11 protein-coding genes and 1 pseudogene are annotated in these 10,263 nt (G+C 74.7%); 9 read left to right on the top strand and 3 right to left on the bottom strand.

What is annotated here, in order from left to right; translation table 11 throughout:
• The coding region (locus AVW11_RS20220) for an MMPL family transporter (RefSeq protein WP_158076149.1) at positions 1–1,363 on the bottom strand (1,363 nt) is incomplete at its 3' end.
• 395 nt (positions 1,364–1,758) lie between these two features.
• On the opposite strand from AVW11_RS20220, the gene AVW11_RS20215 reads away from it, so the two are divergent.
• The 3 genes from AVW11_RS20215 to AVW11_RS20205 all read left to right on the top strand — a co-directional run bounded on the left by AVW11_RS20215 (position 1,759) and on the right by AVW11_RS20205 (position 4,260).
• Entirely contained in the window at positions 1,759–2,373 is a 615-nt protein-coding gene (locus AVW11_RS20215; protein ID WP_060180222.1) for a dihydrofolate reductase family protein, read from the top strand.
• Between the two features lie 42 nt (positions 2,374–2,415).
• Positions 2,416–3,660 carry a ClC family H(+)/Cl(-) exchange transporter gene (locus AVW11_RS20210; protein ID WP_079250706.1) on the top strand — a complete coding sequence of 415 codons (1,245 nt, stop codon included), beginning with the start codon at positions 2,416–2,418 and terminating at the stop codon, positions 3,658–3,660.
• An 84-nt stretch (positions 3,661–3,744) separates the two neighbouring features.
• Positions 3,745–4,260, top strand: coding sequence for an SRPBCC family protein (locus tag AVW11_RS20205; RefSeq protein WP_076045115.1), 516 nt, complete (start codon positions 3,745–3,747; stop codon positions 4,258–4,260).
• Between the two features lie 127 nt (positions 4,261–4,387).
• Here AVW11_RS20205 and AVW11_RS20200 read toward each other — a convergent pair whose 3' ends face one another.
• Positions 4,388–4,684 (bottom strand): hypothetical protein, encoded by a 297-nt coding sequence (locus tag AVW11_RS20200; protein WP_143568869.1) that lies wholly within the window; start codon positions 4,682–4,684, stop codon positions 4,388–4,390.
• A gap of 237 nt (positions 4,685–4,921) precedes the next feature.
• On the opposite strand from AVW11_RS20200, the gene AVW11_RS20195 reads away from it, so the two are divergent.
• The 5 genes and pseudogenes from AVW11_RS20195 (at position 4,922) to AVW11_RS20175 (ending at position 8,363) form a co-directional block, all read left to right on the top strand.
• On the top strand, positions 4,922–5,323 hold the full coding sequence (locus AVW11_RS20195; protein WP_060180169.1) for a cofilin family protein: 402 nt from the start codon (positions 4,922–4,924) through the stop codon (positions 5,321–5,323).
• Between the two features lie 291 nt (positions 5,324–5,614).
• On the top strand, positions 5,615–5,938 hold the full coding sequence (gene cutA / locus AVW11_RS20190; protein WP_234362347.1) for a divalent cation tolerance protein CutA: 324 nt from the start codon (positions 5,615–5,617) through the stop codon (positions 5,936–5,938).
• Positions 5,939–5,969: 31 nt separating this feature from the next.
• On the top strand, positions 5,970–6,632 hold the full coding sequence (locus tag AVW11_RS20185) for a class I SAM-dependent methyltransferase (RefSeq protein WP_060180171.1): 663 nt from the start codon (positions 5,970–5,972) through the stop codon (positions 6,630–6,632).
• 77 nt (positions 6,633–6,709) lie between these two features.
• Positions 6,710–7,209 (top strand): annotated as a pseudogene (locus AVW11_RS35940) (alanine--tRNA ligase-related protein); the annotation flags it as partial.
• Between the two features lie 104 nt (positions 7,210–7,313).
• Positions 7,314–8,363 carry an MBL fold metallo-hydrolase gene (locus AVW11_RS20175; protein WP_076045131.1) on the top strand — a complete coding sequence of 350 codons (1,050 nt, stop codon included), beginning with the start codon at positions 7,314–7,316 and terminating at the stop codon, positions 8,361–8,363.
• Positions 8,364–8,725: 362 nt separating this feature from the next.
• Here the strand turns inward: AVW11_RS20175 and AVW11_RS20170 are convergent, their stop codons facing one another.
• Entirely contained in the window at positions 8,726–9,517 is a 792-nt protein-coding gene (locus AVW11_RS20170; protein WP_076045111.1) for an SDR family NAD(P)-dependent oxidoreductase, read from the bottom strand.
• A 127-nt stretch (positions 9,518–9,644) separates the two neighbouring features.
• Between AVW11_RS20170 and AVW11_RS20165 the strand changes: the two genes are divergently transcribed.
• Entirely contained in the window at positions 9,645–10,235 is a 591-nt protein-coding gene (locus tag AVW11_RS20165) for a TetR/AcrR family transcriptional regulator (RefSeq protein WP_076045129.1), read from the top strand.
• Positions 10,236–10,263 lie beyond the last annotated feature (28 nt).

Genomic DNA, 10,263 nt, shown 5'->3' with positions numbered 1-10,263 from the left:
CCGGCCGGCCGCCGCCCGCGGTGGCCGGCACGACCGCGGCGACGCCGTCCGTGCCCTCGGCGGCCGCCCGTACCTCGGCGGCCCGGTCGGCGTTCGCGATGACGACGGCCGGATTGCCCGAGCCGCCGGGGAAGTGCCGGGCCAAGGTCTGCTGCGCCCCGACCGAGGGCGCGTCGTTGACGAAGATCTCGTCCAACGGCACGCCCTTGGACGACAGCGCGGGGGAGAAGCCGGCCAGCACCACCAGCAGCACGGAGGCGGAGACCCACACGCGGCGCGGCGCCCGGTCGATCAGAGCGGCGACACGGCGCCACACCCGGTGCCCCTCGGCCGAGGCGTCGGCCGGGCCGGGCACCGCCGGCCAGTACGCGGTGCGGCCCAGCAGGACCAGGACGGCCGGCAGGAAGGTCAGCGAGCTCAGCACCGCGCAGACGATCCCGATCGCGCCGACCGGCCCGAGCGCCCGGTTGTTGGTCAGGTCGCTCGCCAGCAGCGCCAGCAGCCCCAGCGCCACGGTCGCCGCGCTGGCCGTGACCGCCCCGGCCGACCGGCGCACCGCGGCCACCGCCGCGTCCGCCCGGTCGCCCCGTACGGCGAGCTCCTCGCGGAAGCGCGCCGCGACGAGCAGGGCGTAGTCGGTCGAGGCCCCGATCACCAGGATCGACAGGATCCCCTGGACCTGGCCGTCCACCCGGACGGCCCCGCGGGCCGCCAGCGCGTAGACCACCGCGCAGGCCAGGCCCAGGGCGAACACCGCACTGACGATGATCACCAGGGGCAGCAGGACGCTGCGGTAGACCAGCAGCAGGATCAACAGCACCGCCCCCAGGGCCACACCCACCAGCAGCCCGTCGATCCCCGCGAACGCGTCGGACAGGTCCGCCTGGGTGGCCGCCGGGCCGGCGATCCCGACCGAGGTGCCCGGCACCCGCTGCGCCGCCTGGCGCACCTCGTCGAGGACCGCCGGGAGTTCCTCGCCCAGGTCCGGTGCGAGCGGCACGACGGCCTGGACGGCGAGCCCGTCGTCGGAGACGACGGCCGGTGAGGGCGGGGCGGTGATCCCGGGCCGGCCGGCGAGACCCGCGACGGCCCGGGTGGCCGCCTCCTGCTGCCCGACGGTCACCCGGGCCCCGTTCGACGTCCACACCACGATGGCCGGGACGGACTGCGCCTCCTCGAACGCCCTGCGGGCTTCGAGGACCTTCGTCGACTCGGCGCTGCGCGGCAGGAACGCCGCCTGGTCGTTGGTGGCGACCTCGCCCAGCTTCCCGGCGTACGGTCCCAGCGTCCCGCCGATGCCGAGCCAGACGAGCAGCAGGGCGAGCGGAACGATCCAGCGGGCCCAGCGCGGTGCGTTTCTCAAGGAGAGCCCCTTGGCCGTGATGTGTGAGGGAGTCGGACGGACAGCATCCATGCCGAGGGACCCGCCGGCGGCGGCCCCTCGCCACCACTTCCGGGCGAGGACCCGATCGGGTTGCACTTCGCCGCACGCAATCCCGATCCGCCGGTCATCGGCGGAGCCCGGAGCCCGGAGCCCGGAGCCCGGAGCCCGGAGCCCGGAGCCCGGAGCCCGGAGCCCGGAGCCCGGAGCCTGGGGGCCCCGGCGCCCGGAGCCCCGGGGCGCGTGACGCAGCCGCCGTGCGGGTGAATGCGGCGGGTACCGGCCACCGGGTGCCTTGGATGGGCCCGTACGACGCGGACGGAACCTCCCGACACCCCGACGCCCCGACACCCGACGACCCGCTCCCGGAGACCGGTATGAGGAAGATCAAGGCGCAGTTGTTCATCTCGCTCGACGGCGTCGTCGAGGCCCCCGACCAGTGGCACTTCCCCTACTTCGACGAGGAGATGGGCGCCGCCGTCGACGCCACCCTCGGCCGGGCCGACACCTTGCTGCTGGGGCGCAGGACGTACGACAGCTTCGCGGGAGCCTGGCCGGACCGGGAAGCGGCCGGCGGGGAGGACGCCCCGTTCGCCAAGGTGCTGGGCGACGCCCGCAAGATCGTGGTCTCGAACAGGCCGCTCGACCTCACCTGGCGCAACTCCGAGCAGTTGGCCGGCGACCTCGCCGCCGGGGTCGCCGCCCTGCGGGAGGAACCGGGCACGGACACACCGGTGTGGATCAGCGGGTCGGTCTCCGTCGTACGCCAACTGGCGGCCGCCGGGCTCCTGGACGAGCTGAACCTCCTGCTGCACCCGATTGCCGTGCGCGGCGGCATGCACCTGTTCGAGCAGGACGCGGCGCCGCTGCCGCTGGAACTGCTGTCCGCCGAGACCTTCCGAACCGGTGTGCTGAACCTCTTCTACGCCGTGGCCGCCGCACCCGGCGGGGCCACGTACGAGGACGCCAAGACCCACCTGCCCCAGCAGTAGGGCGTGGCACGCCGGCGGGGGTGGGGAGCGGGCCGTGCCTTCGTGGTCGCGGCACTGGCGGGGTGTCTGGTCGGGCTGGTCGGGGGCGCGTTCCGGTGGTGCCTGGAACACGCCGATCTGCTGAGGGCCTCGGTCCTGGAGGTGGCCGCCGGGCCGGGCGGGGCGGGCCGGCTGATCCCCGTCGCCCTGACCGCGGCGGGCGCGGCCCTGGCCTGCCTGATCGCCTTGCGGGTCCCGCATGCCGCGGGCAGCGGCATCCAGCACGTGGAAGCCGTGTGGCGGCAGGAGGCCGAGGCCCGGTCGGCCTGGCTGTTGCCGGCGAAGTTCGCGGGCGGGCTCGTCGCGATCGGCTCGGGCCTGGTCCTGGGCCGCGAGGGGCCCATCGTCCACATGGGCGCCGCGATCGGGTCCGGCGCGGGCAGGCGCGGCCGGCTGGACGCCGAGGACGCCCGCATGCTGCACACCGCGCTCGGTGGGGCGGGCCTGGCGGTGGCCTTCACCGCCCCGCTGGGCGGGCTGGTGTTCGTCTGCGAGGAGGTGACCGGCACGGTGCGGCCCCGCCTCGTGCTGCTCACGCTGGCCGGGACGGTCACCGCGGTGGCCGCCTCCGGACTGATCGTGGGCGACGCCCTCGTCCTTCCCATGTCGGCCGTTGCGGCCCCACCGCTGTGGATGCTGCCGGTCTTCCTGCTGTTCGGGGTGGCCGCCGGAGCGCTGGGCGCCGCGTACAGTGCGCTGGTCGTCCGGACCCTGGAGGTGTGCGACCGGCTCACCCGGGTACCCCTCGTGGTCCGCGCGGCCGTCATCGGAGCCCTGGTCGGGGCGCTGATGGCTTTCGACCCGCTCCTCACCGGCGGCGGCGACCAGTTGAGCGAGCGGCTGCTGGCGGGTGGGAGCCTGAGCGCCGCGGCCCTGGTCCTCTGCCTCGCCGTACGGTTCGTGGCGGGCCCGCTCAGCTATGCGGCGGCGACGCCCGGCGGGCTGTTCGCCCCGCTGCTGGCCCTGGGAGCCCTGTGGGGGACCTTCACCCACGAGCTCGCCTCCCCGCTGCTGCCGGCCGGGGCGGCGGGTCCGGCTGCGTTCGCCGTGGTGGGGATGGCCGCCGTCTTCACCGGGGTGGTGCGGGCGCCGCTCACCGGTGTCGTCCTGGTGGCGGAGATGACCGGCGCCGGCGTGCTCCTGCTGCCCCTGCTGACGGCTTGCTTCGCCGCGGCCGTGACGGCGGACCGGCTGGGGAGCCCGCCCGTCTACGACACCCTGCGGCGGCGCATGCTGCAACGGGCCTGAGGGCCGCCGGGCCCACGCGCGGCAGGGGCGCCGGTCGGGGGCGGGGCGGCGACCGCTACCGTCGTGCTCCGAGGAGGGAGCCACATGCCCCGCACGTTCAGCGTCCATGACACCGTCTTCGTCGCGGCCGACCCGTCGACGGTCTACCAGCACGTCTCCGACCCCGCCCTGATGGGCCGTTGGAGCCCGGAGAACCTGGGCGCCATCCCGGCGGAGGGACCCGGCACCGCGACCCGGGTCGGGATGGTCTTCGACGGACGCAACAAGCGCGGACCGCTGCGCTGGACGACCCGCTGCACGGTGACGGCCGCCGACCCGGACCGGCTCTTCCGGTTCAGGGTCCATGCCATTGGACTGCGACGCCCTTGGCTGCCCGGCCCGATCGCCACGTGGGAGTACCGCTTCGCCGCCGTGCCCGGCGGCACCGAGGTGACGGAGACGTGGACCGACGACCGCCGCGGCTGGCCCGACCTGGTGGCCGACACGTTCGACAGGATCGCGACGAGGGGCCACACCTTCGCCGAGTTCCAGCGGAAGAACATCCGGACCACCCTGCGCAACCTGAAGGCGCAACTGGAGGCCGGCCCCACCACCCCGTAGCCGCGGCCACTGCCGTTTTCCCAGCGTGGCCACGGCATCCACAGAGTGGTCCCGGCCGTTCGCGATGTCGGTGACGTGGAGGCCGGTGGGCCGTCGGACGTCGGCCGCGTCGGCCGGGGACCAGTCGTCAAAGGGGGCCGTCGTCCGCCGGGTCCGACTCCTTCTCGGGCTGGCCGGCCGTGTACGCCAGGGCCCCGATCGCCGCGGCCACCACCACGGCGGCGGCAGCCAGGAAGGCCGCGGCGCCGTCCGGAGCCGCGCGCGGGGGAGGGGATCCGCCTCCGCCGACCCGCCGGTCCGGCAGACCCGTCGCCCCGTTCGTCGGCCGGACGGCCAGGCCCGCGTCCACCGCCGCAGAGGCCCGCGCGAGCAGACAGCCCGCGACGGTCGGCGGCAGCCACGCCGAACCGTATGGCCGGAGCACGCTCACCCGGCAGCCCGGCCCGCTCAGCCCGCCCGGCCCGCTTTTCTCGCGGCCCGCTGCCCCGGCGGTGGGGCGTGCGGCCGGGCGGGTGACTTCTGCCCGCACCGCGGGCCGGGTACGCCGCACCGCACGCGGGTCGGCGTGAGGATGCACGGGCCGGGCGGATGTCGTCGGGGACCTCGACCGGCGGACGTCGCCGGTACCCGGACCCGACCAGTACGGAGCGGTGAGCCCCCCATGAGCAGCGCGATCGGCCTGTCGGAAAGCTGCCTCGCCGCCCTCCACCACCTGAGGGAGCAGCGGGAGGTCAACACCGTGGTGCTCCGCCACGAGCACCCTGCAGACGTGCTGGTCCCCGAGCTGGAGGGCAACCTGACCCATGACGAACTGGTTCAGGGCCTGCCCTCGGACGAGCCCCGGCTGGTCGTCCACGAGCTCTCCTTCGCCAGCCCGGAGGGCACGCGGAGGAACGAACTCCTGCTGATCCTCTGGATGCCGCCGGCGGCCGAGGCACAGGAGGAGGCCTACACCGCCGGGTACACGGCGCTGAAGGAGTACCTCGCCGACGTTCACGTCCACCTCACCGCCAGGCGCGCGGACCAACTGGCGTACCGCAGGCTCGTCGCCCTGGCCGGCTGAGCCGGTCCCCGCGTCCGCGACCGCGCAGCCGGGTCCCGGCTACGCGTGCGCCGCCGTGGAGCAACCGGTCCACGGTCCGGGAGACTTCGTGGGGCCCGTCCGCGAGCGGGGTACGTACTGCGGGTCGACGCGACCCAGCCGCGCGTGGCCGCTCCCGTGGCCGACGGGCCGGCCGGCCGGCCCGTCGTGGGCGCCGTCGCACGGCCGCTTCGTGATCACGAAGCTCCATGCTGCGCGGCGCGGTGAACTCCCGCCGTAGGGTGGGGGAAAACCGGATCGAGGAGGACACACGTGGCGGACATAATGATCGCGCAGACGACCGTGAACGACGAGGAGAAGGCCTACGAGATGGCGCAGGGCGCCGTGGAGGCCAGGCTGGCGGCCGCCGCCGACGTCGAGGCGCGGATGACCCTCTTCCACTGGCACAAGAACGCCCTGCGTCACGAACGCGGCTACCGGGTCTCCTTCACCACCACCACGGAGCGGGTCGCGGCCCTGGAGGACTGGGTGCACGAGCGCCACCCGCACGGCACGCCCCAGTGGATCGTGCTCCCGGCCGCCGGGACCTCGCAGCAGTACCTGGCCTGGGCGGTGAAGGAGACCACCGCGCGCTAGCCGCTTACCGGCCCGGTCTAAGGTCGGTCCCGTGACCGAACTCCCCACCCACCTCCGTGCGACGTCCGACGCCTACGACGCCGTCGTCGTCCTCTACGCGGACCTCGCCCGCGACTTGCTCGACGGTGCTCCGCTGGACCGCTCGGTCCTCGCCGCGTTCGCCGACCTCACCCGGACCACCGGTGCCGGTCCCGTGGCGGAGCTGGGCTGCGGGCCGGGCTACGTGACGGCGCACCTGCGCGACCTGGGGCTGGACGTCTTCGGCGTCGACCTCTCGCCGGCCATGGTCGACTTCGCCCGCGGGGCCCACCCGGACCTGAGGTTCGACGTCGGTTCGATGGACGCACTGGACCTCGCCGACGGCGCGCTCGGCGGCATCGTGTCCTGGTACTCGGTGATCCACACCCCGCCGCGGGAACTCCCCTCCTACCTGGCGGAGTTCCGTCGCGTGCTGGCCCCCGGCGGGACTCTCCTGCTCGCCTTCTTCGAGGCCGAAGGCGGTCCGCCGGCGCCGTTCGACCACAAGGTGACGACCGCCTACCGGTGGCCGATCGACGACCTCGCCGGGATGGCCCGCGACGCCGGGTTCGCCGAGGTCGGGCGGATGCTCCGGGAGCCCGGCGCGCAGGAGCGCTTCCGCAGGGGCCACCTCCTGATGCGGGCGGAGGACCCCCGGGCGCGCATCCGGGCCTGAACCTTGAGGCGCCGGTGGGAGGGCCGACCCGGCGAAAATCACCCGCCGCGGCAGGCGCAGTCGCGGCGACCCCGTGCGTCCACGCCGGCGACGACCGGACGGGGCCGGACACCGCCTCCCTCCGCCTGTGGCAGGACAAGGGCGTACCCGTCGAACTCACCGCCGGGGACAACTGGTGGTCCAACGGCCCCCTCGGCCCCTGCGGCCGCAACGACCCGTGGCGCCGGCACGTACCGGCCCTGTGGGACCTGGTCGCAGACCACGCTGCGCGTGGTCTGCGACCACCTGCGCTCGGCCGTCGTGGTCCTCGGCGACGGGGTCCGCCCCGCCCACACCGGGCGGGGCTACGTGCTGCGACGGCTGGTGCGGCGCGTGCTCACCCTGCTGTGGCGGGACGACCCCTCGCGCGGCGTCGGAGACCTCCCGGAGGACGTGGTCCGGCGCACCCCTGGACCACTTCCGGCAGGTGCTCGCCCGCCCCCGCTTCCGAGGACCGCTGACCGAGGAGGACCTCCACCACCTCCACGACACCCACGGTCTGCCGAGCGACCTGGTCACCATCCTGCGCCGGCAGTAGCCGAGCACCGGTGCGGCCTGCGCCCGGCGGCGGGAGACTGGTGCTGGACAGCCTTGAGCAGCGGCTCCGGCCCCGCCGGCCCGGAGCGGACCGCGGGAGGATCCATGACGGCGCTCGGTGACCTGGTCGAGATCGACGACAGGACCCTCCTGGTCCTCGGCCGGGAGCTGGACCTCGCGCCTGATCAGCCGGACATCGGCAACGCCCTGGTCCACCGGGCCGGCGACACCCTGGTGCTCGTCGACACCGGCGTCACGACGCCCTTCCGCACGGCGCTGCGGACGGCGGCCGACCGCGTCGGGCCCTGGTCCCGGGCGCTGGTCCTGACCACGCACGGCCACCTCGACCACGTCGGCAACAACGACCTCGCCGACGAGCTCGGCGTGCCCGTGGAGCACTGCGTCCCCGCCCGCGACCTCGACCAGATGCGGGACCCGGAGTCCTACTGGGTGCGGTCCTTCGAGCGCGTCGCCTGGGCGGCGCCGCTGCCGGCGTCCGAGCTGGCCGGCAAGGTGGTGTCGCTCTTCGAGCCGATGCGGCCCTTCGCCGCGGCGACCCGGACGTACGAGGAACGGCCCCTGGAGCAGATCCGGATCGGTTCGCAGAGGTTCACCGGCTGGACCTTCGCCGACGGCGCGGTCCGGGTGCTGCGCAGCCAGGGCCACTGCGCCGGGCACGTGATCGTGCACCTGAGGGACCACGGCGTCCTGCACCTGTCCGACGAGGGCAACGGCGCCTGCGGCGCGATGTACGACGCCGACCAGCTCAAGATCCAGAGCGTGCTCGGCGCCGTCGCCGGCCTCTTCGAGGAGGGGGAGGCCGCGGTCCTCACCGACGGCCACACCTTCGCCGTGCGCCGCGGCGCCGAGGCGGTGTCCCATCTGGACGGGCTGCTGGAGCAGGCCACCGCCCTGCAGGCGGCGGCCCTCGGCCTGACGGGCGAGGTCGGGCGGATCGTCCCGAGCACGTTCGCCACCCGCTACGCGCAGGCCGTTGCCGAGCTCGGCGTGGGCGGCGCCAACCCCAACCCGCTGTTCACCGCGATGATGGCGCTCAACGAGCTCGGCGAGCTGGGCCTGCGCCCTGTCCCGGGCGCCGACGCCGACGCACCCTGGTCCCGCCCCGCGCTCCGCACCCCCGAACCGCCCCGGTAGCGGCCCCGCACGGCAGCGTACGGGAGGCCTGCCGGCCCGCGGGGATACCTCCTGTTGGGTCCGGGAGCCGTCAGGCCCCTGACGTTGTGCCAGGTCCGTCCCTCGGGCCCGACCGCCACGACCTGGGCCGGGCCGTCGGGCGTTTCGGCGATGTTCGAGGGAGCCGGCCCCCGTGGCGGGGGTGGTGACGCCCCGCGGGGGCCCGTATCCGGTCAAGGAGCCGTCCGGCCGCCGCCGTTGGGGTACCCGATCCCGTCGATGCCGATCGCCAGGACCTGCGAGGCCCGTCGGGCATGCCGGTGATCGCCGGAGGCGGAGATCCGCCGCACTCCGGCGGGGGCGCCGAAGGCGACGTAGACGGCCTACCGCCGGGAGCGCTGGGCGTCGACGATCTGCCGCACGGAGCCGTCGACGTCCGCCCGGGCCTGGATCCGCTCGGCGAAGCCGGGGAACTGCCCGGCGATGGCGCTGAGCAGCCGCAGCTCCAGCGGCGCGACGTTGACCTCGCACAGGTCGCGTCGGACGGCCCGCACGACGCCGTCGGCGACCTGCCCGGGCGTGACGGTCCTGATGCCGTTCGGTGTGGCGGCGCCGGTCGCCGCGAACATCCCCGCGTCGCGGACGAAGCCGGGCTGGACCAGGGACACCCCCACGCCCCTGCCCCTGAGCTCCTGGCGCAGGGCGAGCGCGAAGCCGCGCAGCCCGAACTTCGTCGCGTTGTACAGGGAGGTCGATTTGGTCGCCGCCTTGCCGGAGATGGACCCGACCAGCACGATGTGGCCGCGGCCGCGCGCCACCATGTGCTCCGCGAGCAGCCGGGACAACAGGACGGGCGCCCGCAGGTTGACGTCGAGGGCGCGGTCGAGCTGCTCCTCCGTGTAGTCCAGGAGGTCGCCGCTGGCGGGCAGTGCGGCGTTCGCCACGAGGACGTCCGTGTCGGCGCAGGTCTCCGCGAGGCGCACGACGTCCGACCGGACGGCCAGATCGGCGATCACGGCCGCGGCCCCGCAGGCGTCCGCGGCGGACTTGAGGGCGGCCTCCTGCCGGCCCGTGACCGTGAGGCGGGCCCCTTGCGCGGTCAGTCGCGCGGCCAGGGCCGCGCCGATGCCTCCGGTGGCCCCGGTGAGCAGAACGTTCGATCCGGACATCTCCACGACGACTCCCGTGCGGCGGTGCGGCGTTCCCTACTGTTCGTTCGAACGAACAGTAGGGATGGCGTCGCTGCTTGTCCACACCCCGGTCGCCCGACTCCCCGACCCGTACGGGCGGCCGCACCGGGCGATGGGGCAGAATGCGGACGTGTCCCACGCCTCCGCCACCCGCCAGAACATCATCGACGCCGTACTGCGGATCATCGGGCAGGACGGCATCGCGGCCGTCACCAACCGGCGGATCGCCAAGGAGGCCGCGGTCTCCCTCGGCTCCGTCACCTACCACTTCGCGACCCAGCACGAGCTGCTGCGCGAGAGCCTGCTGCACTTCGTGGCCGAGGAGACCCGGCACTTCACGGCGCTGGCCGACGAATGCACCGACGAGCACTTCGACATCGGCCAGGCCGCAGAGGTGGTGGCGCAGGTCGCGGGCGGCAACGCCTTCGACAGCCGCCACATAGCGCCCTTCGAGCTGTACGTGCAGGCCGGCCGCGACGAACGGCTGCGGGCCGCGGCGGCCGACTGCTTCGCCGCCTACGACCTGCTGGCCACCCGGATCCTGACCCAACTGGGCGTCCAGGACCCCGAACGCCTGGCCGGGGCGGCCGTCGCCCTGGTCTTCGGGCAGCAACTGCGCCGCCTGGCCACGGGCGCCCCCGCCGAGGACCTCGTCGACACCCTGTTGATCCTCACGAGGCTCACCCCGGCGCAGACCCCGTAGCCGAGGGCGGGCGACCGCGCGGGAAGCC

The organism is Streptomyces amritsarensis (assembly GCF_001953875.1).
GTDB classification, from domain to species: domain Bacteria; phylum Actinomycetota; class Actinomycetes; order Streptomycetales; family Streptomycetaceae; genus Streptomyces; species Streptomyces amritsarensis.
Note: the sequence above shows the minus strand (reverse complement) of the source record. Positions and strands in the feature narration are given on the sequence as shown.